The organism is Pseudomonas sp. SORGH_AS_0211, from assembly GCF_031453455.1.
Taxonomy (GTDB): Bacteria; Pseudomonadota; Gammaproteobacteria; order Pseudomonadales; family Pseudomonadaceae; genus Chryseomonas; species Chryseomonas aestiva.
Genome location: NZ_JAVIZV010000001.1, coordinates 467,954 through 484,358, shown reverse-complemented (window position 1 = coordinate 484,358; position 16,405 = coordinate 467,954). Strand labels below are relative to the sequence as shown.

General features: G+C 67.5%; 18 protein-coding genes. 8 read left to right on the top strand and 10 right to left on the bottom strand.

What is annotated here, in order from left to right; genetic code table 11:
• Positions 1-72 precede the first annotated feature (72 nt).
• On the top strand, positions 73-2,001 hold the full coding sequence (locus QE393_RS02245) for an AAA family ATPase (RefSeq protein WP_310041883.1): 1,929 nt from the start codon (positions 73-75) through the stop codon (positions 1,999-2,001).
• A gap of 71 nt (positions 2,002-2,072) precedes the next feature.
• Here QE393_RS02245 and QE393_RS02240 read toward each other — a convergent pair whose 3' ends face one another.
• Positions 2,073-3,371, bottom strand: coding sequence for a flavohemoglobin expression-modulating QEGLA motif protein (locus QE393_RS02240; RefSeq protein ID WP_273809697.1), 1,299 nt, complete (start codon positions 3,369-3,371; stop codon positions 2,073-2,075).
• A gap of 90 nt (positions 3,372-3,461) precedes the next feature.
• A complete protein-coding gene (locus QE393_RS02235) occupies positions 3,462-3,887 on the bottom strand; it encodes a VOC family protein (protein ID WP_133862875.1) in 426 nt (141 codons plus the stop codon).
• Positions 3,888-4,025: 138 nt separating this feature from the next.
• Here QE393_RS02235 and QE393_RS02230 point away from each other — a divergent pair, with 138 nt between their 5' ends.
• A complete protein-coding gene (locus tag QE393_RS02230) occupies positions 4,026-4,910 on the top strand; it encodes a LysR family transcriptional regulator (protein WP_310041880.1) in 885 nt (294 codons plus the stop codon).
• Here the strand turns inward: QE393_RS02230 and QE393_RS02225 are convergent.
• Positions 4,878-6,488 carry an inorganic phosphate transporter gene (locus QE393_RS02225; protein WP_310041877.1) on the bottom strand — a complete coding sequence of 537 codons (1,611 nt, stop codon included), beginning with the start codon at positions 6,486-6,488 and terminating at the stop codon, positions 4,878-4,880. The two genes, QE393_RS02230 and QE393_RS02225, sit on opposite strands and share 33 nt — an antisense overlap.
• Before the next feature lie 154 nt (positions 6,489-6,642).
• Here QE393_RS02225 and QE393_RS02220 point away from each other — a divergent pair, with 154 nt between their 5' ends.
• Positions 6,643-7,287, top strand: a complete 645-nt coding sequence (locus QE393_RS02220) for a hypothetical protein (protein WP_310041876.1) — start codon at positions 6,643-6,645, stop codon at positions 7,285-7,287.
• Here the strand turns inward: QE393_RS02220 and zapE are convergent.
• From zapE to QE393_RS02205, 3 genes are all read right to left on the bottom strand, one after another.
• Complete coding sequence (gene zapE, locus QE393_RS02215) at positions 7,284-8,333, bottom strand: cell division protein ZapE (RefSeq protein WP_310041874.1); 1,050 nt, start codon at positions 8,331-8,333, stop codon at positions 7,284-7,286. The genes QE393_RS02220 and zapE overlap by 4 nt on opposite strands.
• 88 nt (positions 8,334-8,421) lie before the next feature.
• A complete protein-coding gene (locus tag QE393_RS02210; protein ID WP_310041871.1) occupies positions 8,422-8,808 on the bottom strand; it encodes an MAPEG family protein in 387 nt (128 codons plus the stop codon).
• Positions 8,809-8,876: 68 nt separating this feature from the next.
• On the bottom strand, positions 8,877-10,049 hold the full coding sequence (locus QE393_RS02205; protein ID WP_273809685.1) for a multidrug effflux MFS transporter: 1,173 nt from the start codon (positions 10,047-10,049) through the stop codon (positions 8,877-8,879).
• A gap of 112 nt (positions 10,050-10,161) precedes the next feature.
• On the opposite strand from QE393_RS02205, the gene QE393_RS02200 reads away from it, so the two are divergent.
• Entirely contained in the window at positions 10,162-10,791 is a 630-nt protein-coding gene (locus QE393_RS02200; RefSeq protein WP_273809684.1) for a TetR family transcriptional regulator, read from the top strand.
• On the opposite strand, the gene QE393_RS02195 is transcribed toward QE393_RS02200, so the two are convergent.
• A complete protein-coding gene (locus QE393_RS02195) occupies positions 10,773-10,967 on the bottom strand; it encodes a cation transporter (protein ID WP_310041867.1) in 195 nt (64 codons plus the stop codon). The two genes, QE393_RS02200 and QE393_RS02195, sit on opposite strands and share 19 nt — an antisense overlap.
• A 111-nt stretch (positions 10,968-11,078) precedes the next feature.
• Between QE393_RS02195 and QE393_RS02190 the strand changes: the two genes are divergently transcribed.
• The 4 genes from QE393_RS02190 (at position 11,079) to QE393_RS02175 (ending at position 15,406) form a co-directional block, all read left to right on the top strand.
• Positions 11,079-13,463, top strand: coding sequence for a heavy metal translocating P-type ATPase (locus tag QE393_RS02190; RefSeq protein WP_310041865.1), 2,385 nt, complete (start codon positions 11,079-11,081; stop codon positions 13,461-13,463).
• Positions 13,460-13,846, top strand: a complete 387-nt coding sequence (gene cueR, locus QE393_RS02185; protein WP_310041864.1) for a Cu(I)-responsive transcriptional regulator — start codon at positions 13,460-13,462, stop codon at positions 13,844-13,846. Before QE393_RS02190 ends, cueR begins: the two co-directional genes overlap by 4 nt.
• A 59-nt stretch (positions 13,847-13,905) precedes the next feature.
• Entirely contained in the window at positions 13,906-14,145 is a 240-nt protein-coding gene (locus QE393_RS02180) for a hypothetical protein (protein ID WP_310041863.1), read from the top strand.
• Positions 14,146-14,212: 67 nt separating this feature from the next.
• The gene (locus tag QE393_RS02175; RefSeq protein WP_310041862.1) at positions 14,213-15,406 is read left to right on the top strand and encodes a class I SAM-dependent rRNA methyltransferase; all 1,194 of its coding nucleotides are present in this window, start codon (positions 14,213-14,215) and stop codon (positions 15,404-15,406) included.
• Between the two features lie 54 nt (positions 15,407-15,460).
• Here QE393_RS02175 and QE393_RS02170 read toward each other — a convergent pair whose 3' ends face one another.
• From QE393_RS02170 to QE393_RS02160, 3 genes are read right to left on the bottom strand one after another with little or no spacing between them, the layout of a single operon-like run.
• Positions 15,461-15,862 carry a Rho termination factor N-terminal domain-containing protein gene (locus QE393_RS02170; RefSeq protein ID WP_310041860.1) on the bottom strand — a complete coding sequence of 134 codons (402 nt, stop codon included), beginning with the start codon at positions 15,860-15,862 and terminating at the stop codon, positions 15,461-15,463.
• Positions 15,863-15,875: 13 nt separating this feature from the next.
• Positions 15,876-16,097 carry a YgdI/YgdR family lipoprotein gene (locus QE393_RS02165; protein ID WP_042138265.1) on the bottom strand — a complete coding sequence of 74 codons (222 nt, stop codon included), beginning with the start codon at positions 16,095-16,097 and terminating at the stop codon, positions 15,876-15,878.
• Entirely contained in the window at positions 16,094-16,330 is a 237-nt protein-coding gene (locus QE393_RS02160; RefSeq protein WP_133862860.1) for a hypothetical protein, read from the bottom strand. Before QE393_RS02160 ends, QE393_RS02165 begins: the two co-directional genes overlap by 4 nt.
• Between the last annotated feature and the right edge of the window lie 75 nt (positions 16,331-16,405).

The window sequence follows — 16,405 nt, the reverse complement described above, 5'->3', positions numbered from 1 at the left end:
TCACCCTTTTCGCCACAGGCCGATAATCCGGGAGTCCGCGTCCGATGTCGCTCCTACCCTAACGGTATGTGAATGAAGAAGTCCGTCGTTTCCAAATATCCGCGCCTGCTCGTCGCCGGCGCCCTGGCCCTCGTCACCGTCCTCAGCCTGGCCAGCTGGCTGTGGCTCACGCCCAGCACGCCGGCGCCTACCGCCACCGCCATGCTCGCCAGCGTGCAGCAGGCTCCCGAACACTGGACCCAACAGCCACGTGATCTCTCCGTGCTGCTGGGCGATCTGCGCGCCAAGGCCATCACCGGCGCCGTGATCGGTGATCACACCCTCTACATAGACACCCGTCGCGGCGAGCACTACGCCGTGGCCGACAATGGCGGGCGCATCGCCGATCGCCTGCTGGCCGACTACGCCACCCAGGCCGAACCGCTGTTCCCGGTGGCCACCTGGAGCGAATCCGGGCAGCGTCATCCCTGGCTCGACGCCCTGCTGATCAACCTGCCGGGCTACCTGCTCCTGCTGTTGCTGGCCATCCCCCTGGCCCTGAGATTCGCCAGCCCCTTCAAGCTGCATCGCAAGGGCACCGGCATCTCCTTCAAGGACGTGGTCGGCGCCGCCGAAGCCAAGCGGGCGCTGGAAGACGTCACCACCTGCCTGCGCAATCCCAAGGCCTTCGCCGCCCTGGGTGCCCGTCCGCCCAAGGGCGTGCTGCTGACCGGCGAGCCCGGCACCGGCAAGACCCAGCTGGCCAAGGCCCTGGCCACCGAGTGCAACGCCCACTTCATCCAGGTGACCGGCAGTGACTTCTCCTCGATGTTCTTCGGGGTCGGCATCCAGAAGGTCAAGTCGCTGTTCCGCACCGCGCGCAAGAAGGCGCCCTGCATCATCTTCATCGACGAGATCGACGGCATCGGCCGCCGCGCCGAGCAGTCGCGCTCCAGCGACGCCGAGGCCAATCGCATCATCAACCAGTTCCTCACCGAGCTGGACGGCTTCGACGGCACCAGCGGCGTGCTGGTGCTGGGCGCCACCAACTTCGCCGACTCCCTGGATCCGGCGCTGCGCCGCGAAGGTCGCTTCGACCGCACCATCGCCGTGCCGCTGCCGAGTCTGGAAGACCGCCGTGCGCTGTTCGAACTCTATGCCGGCAAGCTGCCCTGCGAAGGCGAGCTGGATCTGGCCGCCCTCTCCCGCGGCACCGTAGGTCTGACCCCGGCGGCCATCGCCTACATCAGCAACCACGCCGCCCTGCTGGCCGCTCGCGAGAACGCCAGCGCCGTGACCATGGCGCACTTCGTCGAGGCCATCGAGACCTGCCGCATCGGCGAGCAACCGGTCGGCGTCACCCCGCTGGGTTCGGCCGAGCGTACCCGCATCGCCGTGCACGAAGCCGGTCATGCCCTGGTCGCCGCGGTGCTCAACGTCGGTCGGGTGGAAAAGGTCACCCTGCTGCCGCGTGGCCAGGCGCTGGGCGTGACCCTGATCACCCCCACCGAAGACAAGCGCCTGCACCTGAAATCGGAACTCGAAGGCCGCATCCAGATGCTGCTGGCCGGTCGTTGCGCCGAGCAGCTGTACTTCAACGAGGTCTCCTCGGGTGCCGCCCAGGATCTGCAGGAAGCCTCCAAGCTGGCGCTGTCCATGGTCGCCTCCCTGGGCATGGGCCCGAGCGGCTCGCTGCTCAGCCTGCAGGCCCTGCGCGACGCCGGCATCGACTTCGACGCCGCGCCCAGCATCGCCGCCGCCGATCAGCTGCTGCACAGCCTGGATCACCGCTGCCTGGCGCTGATCACCGAGCTCAAGCCGGCGCTGGACGACATCACCGACCAGCTGCTGCGCGACGAGACCATCCCTGGCAGCGCGGTGGCCGAAGCCATCGCCCGCGCCAGCGGCCTGGAAGCCTGCGGCGCCCTCAATCGCGCCCTGGCCTTCGTGCCGGAGCGTTCGGCTGATTCGCGCGCGGGTGACAGCGAGCCGAGCATCGCGGCGGCCTTCAAGGGCGAGTGATGTTGGCGACGCCTTGAAAGAAAAAGCCCCGGTCTGCCGGGGCTTTTTCATGTCCGCGCCGGCAGGGATGCTTAGAGGATGTTGGCGTAATCCGCCTCGATCCGATCCAGACTCAGGTGATTGAGGAAGTTGGAGAAGCACATCCAGGCTGCCAGGGCGTTGAGGTCCTGGAATTGCGCCGGCAGGTACTTGGGCGGTACCACCACGCCTTCGTCCACCAGCTGGCGCAGGATGCGCATGTCTTCCAGGGTGGTCTTGCCGCAGAACAGCAGCGGGATCTGCTCCAGCTTGCCCTTGCGCACCGCCAGCTGGATGTAGTTGTAGATCAGGATGAAGCCCTTGAGATAGGACAGGTCCTTGGTGAAGGGCAGCCCCGTCGGCGTCGAGCCGCGAAACACCCGGCTGGCGTTCTGGTAGCCCGACTCCAGGTCGTAGCCCTGCTCCTGGAAGAAGCGGAACACCTCGAGAAAATCGGCGCCGTCCTCGGCCAGGTGGATGGCACGGGTGCGATTGGTCAGCTTGCGCAGCCGGGTCGGATAGGAGGCGAAGGCGATCACCTCCATGAGGATCGCCAGGCCTTCCTGGGTCACGGTGGACGACGGCGGGCCCTTGGCGAGGAAGGTGCAGATCGGCTGGTTCTGGCCATTGAGGGTGGTGCCGACGTGCACCAGGCCTTCGTGGACCTCCAGCGCACGGACGTCGCGCTCGTTGAACAGGGCGTCGGCGCGCACCTTGATGTAGTCGGCGCCGGCCGCGGCGTCGGCGACGATGCCATCGGATTCGAACACCCGGATGGTGCCCTCCGTCTCACCGAACACCCGATTGAGACGCGCCTGCAGGATGGGTACGGCGTCCTTGGCGGTGAGGGTCTTGGGTTCGTCTTCCAGAGCGCCGCGATGGGCGATGTTGTCCAGGTAGCTGGACATCATCATGCCCAGGTCGGCCAGGGTTGGATCGCCGGCATGGAAGGCGTCCGAGGCAGCGCCATAGAGTTCCTGGGAGATCAGGCCGAAATCCGGGGTGCCGCGCGCCTGCAGCATGCGGATCACCATGCGGTACTCGCGGCACATGCGCCTCATGATCTGGCCGACCGGATTGAACTGGCCGAGCTGGCGGGTGACCTCGCGCTCGATGCTCTGGAATTCGCCCTTGAGCGCATCGCCGTCGAAACCCAGCGGGCGCCCCTCGTAGAAGGCGCGATCCACTGCCGGCAGGCGCTGGCCCTTGCCCTCCAGGAAGCCCTGGCGCACCCCGTCGTCCCACTTCACCGCATCGAGGATGCGGATCGGCGCCTGGGCCGCGACGATGCGATCGGACAGCTGGCGAATGGTCTGGTGATAGGGATCGAGAAAGGGCTGGCGGGCATTCATGACGGCAACCGGGCGACGGGCAAGGCTTCAAGGATGGCCGCTGCCGCGTCTTTTGCCTAGGTTGCGCGACATCAGACCTGCCGAGTCGCCCTATTTGGCGAACAGCTGGCTCATGTCCTTGAAGGCCTTGAACTCCAGGGCATTGCCGCAGGGGTCGAAGAGAAACATGGTGGCCTGCTCGCCGACCTGGCCCTGGAAGCGGATATAGGGCTCGATGACGAACCGGGTTTCCCGGGCGCGTAGACGCTCGGCCAGGGCTTCCCATTCGTCCCAGCCCAGCACGATGCCGAAGTGCGGTACCGGCACGTTGTGCCCGTCCACGGCGTTGGTATGGGCCTCGTCCTGGGACGCAGTCTTGGGATGTTCGTGGATCACCAGCTGATGGCCATAGAAGTCGAAGTCGACCCAGTGGTCGCTGGAGCGGCCTTCGGCGAGGCCGAAGACGTCACCGTAGAAGTGCCGGGCGGCGGCCAGGTCGTAGACGGGGATGGCAAGGTGGAAGGGCGACAAGGCCATGGCGGGACATCCTGTTGAGGGAGAATGCAGCCATTCTCACCCCAGGTTTTCCTGCGCATAAAGCGCATTTTCCTGCACCCGAGCGACAAAAATTTTGTGGCTCGCTACAGTGGCCTCCTCTGACTTCAGGCCACCACCATGCTTCGCGAACTCAAGACCCTGCTCGCCGTGGCCCGTCATGGCAGTTTTGCCGCGGCCGGGCTGCACGTGGGCCTCACGCCCTCGGCGGTAAGCGCCCAGATCCGCACCCTGGAACAGCACCTGGGCGTGAAGCTGTTCGACCGCAATGGCCGCAGCGCCCTGCTCAATGCCGCCGGTCGTCGCGCCCTGCCCTTGGCCGAGGAGATCCTCGCCACCTATGCGCGCATGGCCGGCGCCGGTGACGAGATCCAGGGCGAATTGCGCATTGGCGCCATCGCCAGCGTCCAGACCGGCCTGCTGCCCGGCACCCTGGTACGACTGCGCCAGCAGGCGCCACGCCTGGAACCACGCCTGGTGCCCGGCGTCTCGCTGGCCCTGCTCAGCCAGGTGGATGCCGGCGATCTGGATCTGGCCATCCTGATCCGCCCGCCCTTCGAGCTGCCCAAGGAGTTGCACGCCACCACCCTGCTGCAGGAACCCTTCGTGCTGATCGCTCCGCCGGGGCTGGCCGGCGACGATCCGCGCCGGCTGCTGGAGACCCAGCCCTTCATCCGCTACGACCGCCACTCCTTTGGCGGACGGCGGGTCAGCGCCTTTCTGCGCGAGCAGCGGCTGGCGGTGCGCCAGGTGCTCGAACTCGACGAACTCGATGCCATCGTCAAGATGGTCGAGCACGGCCTGGGCGTGGCCCTGGTGCCCTGCGCCGGCCTCTGGCTGGAGCATCCCCGGGTGCGCCGGCTGTCCCTGAGTCCCCTCACCTTCCACCGCGAACTGCAGGTCATCAGCCGCCACGCGGGGCGCGACCTGCCGGCCGTGGCGCTGTTTCGTCGCTGCCTGACCGAAGCCGTGTCAGAACAGCTGCACCAGCAGCCAGTAGAGTGAAGCGGACAGCGCCATGGCCACCGGCAGGGTGAGCACCCAGGCCAGCAGCAGATTGCGCACCGTCGCCCACTGCAGCCCGGAACCGTTGGCGGCCATGGTGCCGGCCACCCCGGACGACAGCACATGGGTGGTGGAAACCGGCAGGCCGAAGGCGTCCGCCGCGCCGATGGTGCCCATGGCCACCAGCTCCGCCGAGGCGCCCTGGGCATAGGTCAGATGGGTCTTGCCGATGCGTTCGCCGACGGTGACGACGATGCGCCGCCAGCCGACCAGGGTCCCCAGCCCCAGGGCGATGGCCACCGCCACCTTGACCCACAGCGGGATGAAGCGGGTGGCCTGGTCGATCTGCCGCTTGAACTCCTTGAGATCCTCCTGCGCCTTGGGCGCCAGCCCCGGCAGGTGCTCCTTTTCCAGCAGGCGGATGGATTCCGAAGCCAGGTACATGGCGTTGCGCACGTTGGGCATGCTCTGCGCCGGCACGTTGTTGAGCGCGCCGTACTGGCGCACCTCGCGGGCGATGTCATCGGTGATGGCCGCCAGCGCGGGTAGCACCTCGGGGTTGCTCTGCCGCTTGCGCACGAATTCCAGCAGCACCCCGTGGGGATCGGCCGGTGCGGCCTGGGGCGCCGCCTGGCGCAGGCCGCTGGCGGTGACCTCGGCGACGGCGGCGAAGGCTGGCGTGGCCGTGGCCGGCACAGCTCGGTTGAGCGCATAGGCGGTCGGCAGGGCGCCGACCAGGATCAGCATGATCAGTCCCATGCCCTTCTGGCCATCGTTGGAGCCATGGGCGAAGGACACCCCGGTGCAGGTCAGGATCAGCAGGCCGCGGATCCACGGCGGCGGCGGCTCGGCGCTCTTCGGTTCCTGATAGAGCGTCTGGTCGCGCACGATCCGCTTGAGCAGCACCAGCAGCAGCGCCGCGCAGACGAAGCCGATCAGCGGCGAGAACAGCAGTGCATAGCCGACCTTGGCCACCTGGCCCCAGTCCACGCCACTGCTGCCACCCAGGCCGCCCAGCCAGGCATGCATCAGACCGACGCCGATGATGGAGCCGATCAGGGTATGGGAGGAGGACGCCGGCAAGCCCAGCCACCAGGTGCCGAGATTCCAGATGATGGCGGCGATCAGCAGGGCGAAGATCATGGCAAAGCCCTTGCCTGCGCCCATTTCCACCACCAGGTCCACCGGCAGCAGGGCGATGACGCTGAAGGCCACCGCGCCGCTGGAGAACAGCACCCCGAGGAAGTTGCAGAAGCCGGACCAGAGCACCGCCGCATTGGGCGGCAGCGAGTGGGTATAGATGACCGTGGCCACGGCGTTGGCGGTGTCGTGGAAGCCATTGACGAATTCGAAGCCGAGGGCGATCACCAGCGCCAGTGCCAGGCCGGCGAAGGGCAGCCAGGTGGTGGGCGGGGACTGGGCATCGCTGACATCGTTGTGGATACCGCCGAGGGTTACCGCCAGACCGGTCAGCAGCAGCACGATGAACAGCACGATCCGCAGCGGACCGGGCTTGCGCGAACTGTGCAGGGGATGGGACAGCGGCGACAGGGAGGCGACTGGACTGGACGAAGGCATGGGGCAAACTCCGACACGGGATCTGCCTACCCTGCGCCGGCCACATGACGCTTTTACGTCAGCGAGGTAGCCAGACGACGGATGACCGTCGCGGAGCTTTTTTCCACGGCGTTGCTGGCCTGCTAGGCTGGGCCTTTGCCCAAGGATCGCGTCGATGCACTCACGCTGGTTGCTCTGCCCTGCCCTGCTGCTGTCCCTCGTCACCGGCTCCCTGGCCGCCGCGGGGCCTTCACCGCGCAGCTGCGCCCAGGAAATCGGGCAGCGGCCGGCCCAGGCCCTGGCCACCACCTGCCGAGCGCTCTCCCCCGCCACGCGACCGCCCTGCAACGCCGCCAACAGCTGCGCGCTGATGCAGGACGAGATCGCCCGCAGCTGCGCGCTGTTCGGCGATGGCGAGGCGGCCAAGGAACCCGGTTGCGGTCCGCTGCCCAGCAGCGCCGAGGCGGCGGCGGCCGTGGTCCAGCGTTACTACCGGGCGCTGGATGCCCGGGACTACGGCACCGCCTGGCAGCTATGGGGCAGCGACGGCCAGCCCGGCAACAGCTACGAGAAATTCCGCCAGGGCTATGCCAGGACTCGCAGCGTCCAGGTGACCCTCGGTCAACCTGGCCCAGTCGAGGGTGCGGCCGGTTCGAGCCATGTCAGCATCCCGGTGACGGTGAAGGCGCGCCTCGCCGACGGTACCCGCCAGACCTTCAGCGGCCGCTATCAGCTACGCCGGGTCAACGATGTCGACGGCGCCTCGGCCGAGCAGCGCCGCTGGCACCTGGACAGTGCGAAGCTGAAAGCCGAGCGCTAGTCCGGCCCGATCTGCCGCAGCTGCGATAGCCGGCTGCGCGTCCGCGACATGTCGGCGATCTCGCTGTCGGCCAGGGTCTCGTCGAGGGGCGCGGTGCTGATCAGGAACAGCGCCAGCCGGCGGTCGTAGAGCACATCCACCAGATTGATGAAGCGCTGGCGGGCAGCGGGGCTGGCGTCGCGCAGCGGCGGTACGGCATCGAGCAGCCAGCGCTGCCAGGTTTCGCTCAGGGTCAGGTAGTCGAGGACCGCGGTGGGGCCTTCGCAGAGATCGGCAAAGCTGAACTGCAGCAGCCCATCCGTGGCGCTGATGGCGGGCAGGCTGCGATGGCCTACCGGCACCTCGATCCTGGTCTGCGCCAGCGGCGGCAGCCCCAGCGCCTGGCGCTGTCCCAGGCTGCCCGGCCAGAGATAGGCACCGATACCGAAGGGATCGGGCTCGGCAGGACTGGCGCCGCGATAGTCCTGGGGGCCGGCCACCGAGAGGATGTCCATGCGCGTCTCGATCAGCCGGATCGCCGGCAGGAAGCGCTCGTGGTAGAGCGGATTGGGCAGCAGTCCCTCCGGCGGATAGTTGGAGGTGGTGATCAGCACCACGCCGCGGCTGAACAGGGCCTTGAACAGCCGGGTAATGAGCATGGCGTCGCCGATGTCATGCACATGGAATTCGTCGAAGCAGAGCAGTCGACAGCCGGCGAGCAGTTCGTCCAGGCTGGCGGCCAGGGCATCGCCACCGGGCGGCTGGCGAAACATCCGCTCGTGCAATTCGCGAAAGAAGGCATGGAAGTGCACCCGGCGCTTCTCGGCGAACGGCAGGGCGGCGAAGAAACCGTCCAGCAGAAAGCTCTTGCCGCGCCCTACCGGGCCCCAGAGATAGAGGCTGCGCGGCGCCTGGCGCCGGAACAGCCGCGGACGCAGCAGGTCATCGGCCAGCGCGGCGAAGCGCTCGATGGCTGCCTGCTGGGCACTATCCAGGGTATAGCCACGGCGCTCGGCGAGTTCGGCGAAATGCCCCAGCACCTGCTGGGCGGGCGAAGCAGCGGTCATGAAGGCGGCTGGCCAGAAAGGATAGGTCGCTAATCAGGCCGCAGCCAACGTCGGCGGTCAAGACCGGCGACGTTGGTACGCGAGCGACTCAGGCCGCGGCGATGAACAGGAACAGGCAGCAGAAGAATCCACCGGCCCAGGCCAGCGAGCGGCGGGTGGCGTGGTCGCGGATGTACAGCCAGGTGTAGGCGATGCGGCTGAGCAGGAAGAGAAAGGCCCAGAAATTGATGGTGCCCTGCTCGGCGCCACCGGTGATGTGAGCGACGATCACCGCCGCGGCGAACAGCGGATTGATCTCGAAGGCATTCTGCTGGGCGGCGTTGGCCCGCGCCCGGGCACCCTCCAGCTTGCCGAGAAAGCCACGCGGATCCCGATTGTCCTCGGGCGTGAAGCCGCTGCCCTTGAACTTGGCGTAGTAGGCCGCACCATAGGGCACGAGGTAGACGAGGAAGATGCACCAGTAGGCGAAGGTCATGTCGGCGTCCCTGGAAGGATGAAGGTTCGCCTATCTGACCTGCCCCGCCGGGAAAAATCCACTCCGCCTCAGACGGCTGTGGCTCTGTGGGTCCAGCGCGCCATCAGCGCGGTCGCCACCGCGCAGAGCGCCAGCACCGCGCACATGGGCACCACGGTGCCGTTGTGCAGGGCACCCACACTGCTGGAGGCCAGCGCCGCCAGGATGAATTGCAGGCTGCCCATCAGCGCCGAGGCACTGCCGGCATTGGCGCCCTGCCCGGCCAGGGCGCAGGCCGAGGCATTGGGCACGATGCCGCCGAGCAGGGCGATGGCGCAGAACAGCGGGATCATCAGTACCGGCAGCGCCTTGGGCTGGAAGGCGCCGACCAGCAGCAGGACCAGTCCCGCCGCGGCATAGGCCACTACCGCGCGCCGCAGCCAGAAGGCCGGTCCCTGGCGGACCACCAGGCGGGCATTGAGTTGTCCGAGCAGGATGAAGCCGGCGGCGTTGAGGCCGAATACCCAGCCGTAGTGCTCGGGTTTGACGCCATAGAGTTCGATCAGCACGAAGGGCGAACCGGAGATGTAGGCGAACATCCCGGCCATGGCGATGCCGCCGGTGAGGGTGTGGCCGATGAAGGTGCGATCGCGCAGCAGCCGCAGGTAGTTGCGCAAGGCACCCCGCAGCGGCGGCCGCGGATGGTGCGCCGGCAGGGATTCGGGCAGCCAGAGCGCCACCGCGGTACCGCAGGCGGCGGCGAACAGCGCCAGGCTGACGAAGATCGCCTGCCAGCCAAAGGTGCTGAGCAGCAGACTGCCGGCGAAGGGCGCGATGATGGGCGCGATCCCGGTCACCAGCATGATCTGCGAAAAGGCCCGCGCCGCGGCCATCGGTTCGCAGAGATCGCGCACCACGGCCCGCGCGATCACCATGCCGGCGCAACCGCCCAGGGCCTGTACGAAACGCGCGGCGATCAGCCAGGGCAGGCTGGGCGCCAGGGCACAGCCCAGCGAGGCCAGGCAGAACAGGCCGATGCCGATCAGCAGCGGCAGGCGGCGACCGAAGCGGTCCGCCAGGGGGCCATAGAACAGCTGGCCGCTGGCGAGACCGGCGAAATACACCGCCAGACTCAGCTGCACGTGTTCGATGTCGGTGGCGAACGACCGGGCCAGCGAGGGGAAGCTGGGCAGGTACATGTCGATGGCGAAGGGAGCGAAGGCCGAGAGGGCCCCGAGAATCAACAGTAAGCGAAAGGTCATGAAGCCTGATCCGATGGAAGCGGAAGTGTCACGCAGTTACATACAATCATGTTTGTAAAAGCGGCGAGGCGCGCTAGACTGCGTGGCAGACCCACTGCCAGTCAGATCGCCCATGCGTCGTACGAAAGAAGAAGCCGAACAGACCCGCCAAGCCATTCTCGATGCGGCGGAAGCCCTGTTCCTGACCAATGGCGTGGCGCGTACCAGCTTGGAAATGATCGCTCGCGAATGCGGCGTCACCCGGGGGGCAGTGTACTGGCATTTCCAGAACAAGGCCCACCTGTTCCACGAAATGCTTAGCCAGATAAGGATCCCGGCCGACGAACTGACCGAGCGCCTGCGCGTCGACGGCGAGGAGGACAGCCTGCAGCGGCTGTTCAAGCTGTGCATCGAAGGCATGGCAAAATTCACCCAGCCCGGCCGGGAGCAGCGGGTGATGACCATCATGTTGCACCGCTGCGAGTTCACCGAGGAGCTGCGCGAGGCCGAGGAGCGCGATCTGCAGTTCCTGCGGCAGTTCATCCGCATCACCGACGCCCTCTTCACCGCCCAGGCGCATCGCCTGCAGCCGGGCGTGACGCCGCAGCTGGCCAGTCGGATGCTGCACAGCCTGTTTCTCGGCACCCTCTCGGACCTGCTGCGCGACGAACAGACCTTCGCCCCGCTGCTGGCCGCCGATCAGGTGTTCACTACCTTCTTCCGCGCCATCGTGCGCGACTGGGTTCAATCGGCGACGGTATAGCCCGCCAGCTCGATAGCCGCGCGAAAGGGCGCAGCTACCTCGGCGCTGTCGATGCGCACCTCGCCCGCCTGCAGATCAACCTCCACCCGCGCGCGATTGTCCACCTTGAGGACCGCGGCCTCGATGGCGCTCACGCAGTGGGCGCAACTCATTCCGATCACCTTGATGACATGCATGGTCTGCTCCTGTCTGTCTTGACCTCTTTCTCCTGACGCCAGCGCCAGGACCGGGTTCCAGTGTTGACCTTGACCCGAGGTCAAGGTCAACACTGGGATCAGGAGGTGCCCATGCACGAATTCGAACTCTCCATCAGCGGCATGACCTGCGCGGCCTGCGCCGGTCGGGTCGAGCGCGCCCTGCAGAAGGTCCCGGCGGTCAGCGCGGCCGGCGTCAACCTGGCCAGCGAAAAGGCCCGCGTCAGCGCGCCGGTCGACGCGGCGCCAGCGCTGGCCGAAGCCATCACTGCCGCCGGCTACCGGGTGGCCGAGGCCGAGCACGACCTGGCGCTGTCCGGCATGAGCTGCGCCAACTGCGCGGGGCGGATCGAAAAGGTCCTGCGTGCCGTGCCCGGGGTGCTGGCCGCCGAGGTCAACCTGGCCAGCGAAAGAGCCCGGGTGACAACCCTGGCCGCGGTCGAGACGCAAGCGCTGATCGCCGCGGTGGAAGCCGCCGGCTACGGCGCCCAGGATCGCCGTGCCGAAGACGAGCATTCAATCCCCGCGCGTCAGGGCGTGCCCTGGGAACGTCTGGAGCTGGCCCTGGCGCTGCTGCTGGCCGCGCCGCTGGTCCTGCCCATGCTGCTGGCGCCCTTCGGCTGGCACCTGATGCCGCCCGCCTGGCTGCAATTCCTGCTGGCGACGCCGGTGCAGCTCCTGGTCGGCGCGCGCTTCTATCGCGGCGCCTGGCATGCCCTGCGCGCACGCAGCGGCAACATGGATGTGCTGGTCGCCCTGGGCACCAGCGCCGCCTTTGGCCTGAGTCTCTATCTCTGGCTGGTCAAGGGCAGCCCGCACCTCTATTTCGAGACGGCGGCCATGGTCATCGCCCTGGTGCGCCTGGGCAAATACCTGGAGACCCGCGCCAAGCGCCGCACCGGCGCGGCCCTGCGCGCCCTGGAGGCCCTGCGCCCGGAAAGCGCCCGGCGCCTCGACGCGGACGGCGAGGAAGAAGAAGTCGCCCTGAATCGCCTGCGCCTGGGCGATCGCCTGCAGCTGCGTCCAGGCGAACGCATCCCGGCCGACGGCCGCATCCTGCAGGGTGAAAGCCAGGTGGACGAAGCCCTGCTCACCGGCGAAAGCCGCCCGGTCGCCAAGGGTCCCGGCGACGAGGTGGTGGGGGGCGCCATCAACGGCGAGGGCAATCTGCAGATCGAGGTCACCGCCCTGGGTGGCGAGACGGTGCTGGCCGGCATCATCCGCCTGGTGGAAGACGCCCAGGCCACCAAGGCACCCATCCAGCAGCGGGTGGATCGCATCAGCCGGGTGTTCGTCCCGGTGGTGGTGGCCCTGGCCCTGGTCACCCTGCTCGGCTGGCTGCTGAGCGGCCACGCCCTGGAGCCCAGTCTGCTCGCCGCCGTGGCGGTACTGGTCATCGCCTGCCCCTGTGCCCTCGGGCTGGCCACCCCCGCCGCCCTCATGGCCGGCACCGGGGTGGCGGCGCGCCACGGCATCCTGATCAAGGACGCCGAAACCCTTGAACGCGCCCAGGGCATCACCACCGTGGTCTTCGACAAGACCGGTACCCTGACCGCCGGCCAGTTGCGCCTGCGCCAGCAGGCCACGGCACCCGACATCGAGGAAGCCGAATTGCTGAGCCTGGCCGGCAGTCTGCAACGCGGCAGCGAGCATCCCCTGGCCGCGGCGGTCCTCCTGGCCTGTCGTGACCGCGGCCTGGACACCCCACCCGCCCGGGACGTGCGCGCCCTGCCCGGCCGTGGCCTCCAGGGTATTTGGCAGGAGCGCTCCCTGCTGCTGGGCAATGCGCGGCTCCTGGCGGAACAACAGCTGGACGCCGGCCCCCTGGCCGACGCCGCCCGCGCCTGGGAAGACCAGGGCCTCACGCTGTCCTGGCTGCTGGAGACCGGTGCCCCGGCGCGGGTGCTGGGGCTGCTGGCCTTTGGCGACGAGATCCGTCCGGGCGCCGCCCAGGCCATCGCCCAGTTGCGCGCGGACGGCATCGACAGCTGGCTGCTGACCGGTGACAACCGCGGCAGTGCCCGCCAGGTGGCTACCGCCCTGGGCATCGAGCAATGGGAGGCCGAGGTGTTGCCTGCCGACAAGGCCGCCGTGGTGGCCCGGCTGCAGGCGACCCGGGGCGGCGTCGCCATGGTCGGCGACGGCCTCAACGACGCCCCGGCGCTGGCCGCCGCCGAACTGGGCATCGCCATGGGTTCGGGCACTGCCGCCGCTCGCCATGCGGCCGGTATCACCCTGCTGCAGGAGAACCCGCGCCAGGTGGTGGCGGCACTGGACATCGCCCGGCGCACCCAGCGCAAGATCCGCCAGAATCTGTTCTGGGCCTTCGTCTACAATGTCATCGGCCTGCCGCTGGCCGCCCTGGGTCTGCTCGATCCGGTCTATGCCGGCGCCGCCATGGCCTTTTCCAGCGTCAGTGTCCTGGCCAATGCCCTGCTGCTCGGCCGCTGGCGCCCGTCCGGAGATTCCCTGTCATGAATATCGGTCAGGCCGCCAAGGCCAGCGGGCTTACCGCCAAGATGCTGCGCTACTACGAGCGCATCGGCCTGCTGGCACCCGCCGGGCGCACCGACAGCGGCTATCGCCAGTACGGCGCCGAAGACCTGCGGGTGCTGGCCTTCGTCCGCCGCTCGCGGGAGCTGGGCTTCAGCCTGGAGGAGATCCGTCAGTTGCTCAGTCTCTGGCAGGACCGGCAGCGTGCCAGTGCCGACGTCAAGGCGCTGGCCAAGCGGCACATCGCCGAGCTGGATCTGAAGATCGCCGAACTGACCCGCCTGCGCAGCACCCTGGGCGAGCTGGTGTCCTGTTGCCATGGCGACGCCAGCCCCGACTGCCCGATCCTCGATAGCCTGGGGGGCTGACGCAACCGCTGTCGCCCAGCGGGGTCCATCGCTTATCCCCCCGCTACCGAGGCACGCCCATGCAGACCCTGCACCACTACCAGATCCGCTATCGCCTCAATGGCGAGCCACTCAGCCACGAGCTGGAGAGCTTCGAGCCGGTCACCGAGGAAGAAGCGCTGCTGCAATTGCTCATCAAGCACGTCGAGGAACCCCAGGTGGTGGTCGATGCGCCCTGGGAGCGCCATGCCCAGCCGAGCATCGCCCGCCGCGCCCAGGAAGCCGGGCTGAGCGACATCGAGGTCAGCCAGCGGGACTGACGGCCGGCCCAGGCAGGTGGCTTTGCGCTATAATTCCGCGCTTTTGTCCCCTTCGTTGGAGTGATTCATGACCCTGCCTCGCCTGCGCCTCAAAGCCAATGCCGACCGCCGTCTGCGCGCCGGGCACCTCTGGGTGTACAGCAACGAGGTGGACGTCGTCGCCACCCCGCTCACCGCCTTCGAACCGGGCGACCAGGCCATCCTGGAAACCACCAGCGGCAAGCCGCTGGGCCTGGTGGCGCTGTCGCCCAACAACCTGATCTGCGCCCGGCTGTTCTCCCGCGACACCGGCTACCTGCTGGACAAGTCGCTGCTGGTGCACCGCTTCAAGGTCGCCCTGAGCCTGCGCGAGCGGCTGTTCGGCAGCCACTGCTATCGCCTGGTCTACGGCGATGCGGATTTCCTGCCCGGCCTGGTGGTGGATCGCTTCAACGACATCCTGGTGGTGCAGATCGCCTCGGCGACCATGGAGCGCCAGCGCGACGCCATCCTCGCCGCCCTGCTGCAGGTGTTCAAGCCCCAGGGCGTGCTGTGGAAGAACGATGGCAGCGCCCGCGCAGCCGAAGGCCTTTCCAGCTACGTGGAAGTGGCCTACGGCGAGGTCCCCGACTGGGTGGCGCTGGAAGAGAACAGCGTGCGCTTCGAGGCCCCGGTGCGCGAAGGCCAGAAGACCGGCTGGTTCTATGACCACCGCCTGAATCGTGCGCGCCTGGCGCCCTATGTCGAAGGCAAGCGGGTCCTCGACCTGTTCAGCTATATCGGCGGCTGGGGCGTGCAGGCCGCGGCCTTTGGCGCCAGCGAGGTCATGTGCGTGGACGCTTCCGGCTTCGCCCTCGACGGCGTGGAGCGCAATGCCACCCTCAACGGCCTGGCGGAAAAGCTGGTGTGCGTCGAGGGCGATGTCTTCGAGGCGCTCAAGGAACTCAAGGCCGGCGAAGAGAAATTCGATGTCATCGTGGCCGACCCGCCGGCCTTCATCAAGAAGCGCAAGGACCTGAAGAACGGCGAGGCCGCCTACCGCCGCCTCAACGAACAGGCCATGCGGCTGCTGAACAAGGACGGCATCCTGGTCAGCGCTTCCTGCTCCATGCACCTGCCCGAAGACGACCTGCAGAACATCCTGCTCGGCAGCGCTCGCCATCTGGATCGCAACCTGCAGATCCTCGAACGCGGTGCCCAGGGCCCGGATCACCCGGTGCACCCGGCCATCCCGGAAACCCGCTACATCAAGAGCCTCACCTGCCGTCTGCTACCCAGCTAAACGCCAGGCAAAGAAAAGCCGGACACTGTCCGGCTTTTTTGTGTCTTTGCCGCCTCAGCTCAGGGCACGAATCAACTCGTCTTTCTTCATTCGCGACCGACCGCGAACGTTCTGCTCGGCCGCCTTCTTGACCAGCTCATCGCGCGTCATGTCACTGAGCGAGGTGCTGCCAGTGCGCGAACGCCGTGCTGCAGCGTGCCCGCCGTTGGGCGACTGGCCCTGCTTGGTCGCCACCGCACGCCGGGCGGAATCCTTGCGATCCGCGCTCTTGGCGGTACCGCTCTTGGTCTTGCCGGAACCACTCTTTTCGCCACCGCCGGACTGCTTGTTCACCGTCGCCCAGGCCCGTGCCTCGGCTTCATCCTTGGAGACGCCTTTTTTCTCGTAGCTCTCCTCGATGTGCTCGGCCTTGCGTTCCTGCTTGTCGCTGTACGTGGATTTGTCGCCGCGGGGCATGGCAGTCTCCTGGCTAGTCTTCCGCCTTGATGGTGGCCACGTCAGCTGCCTTCACCCGCACATGACGACCCGCCACATCGGTGAATTCATAGAAGCCGTCGGCCGTCTTGGTATTGGGCCTATCTTCGGTGATGTACTGGGTACCGTCCTGCAGGGTCACCACCGTCTCGGTGGAACAGGCCGTCAGTCCCAGCAGGGTCAGGGCCAGAAGTCCACCACTCAATAGGCGCTTCATGGGGCTTCCGGTGCGACGCGATGGATGGAGACATCGTGCAGCGCCACCAGCGCCTGACCGGACTCGATGTCAGCGAGGTGGAAGCGCTCGTCGTTGATCGCATCCAGGTGCCGGCAGGCCAGTTCACGGACCACGTCGGTGATGGGTACGTCAAGGTTGCTGATACGGTCGGTATAGCTTTCGCCCAGCAATTTGTAGTGGATTTCGTAGTGGCTATCGGTGTCGTCACGCATGAGGGATCTCCGCGAAAAGGCTGCCCGACTCGGGTTATTCCTATAGAGCCTGGGCAACCAGAGCGGTTCTTTTCC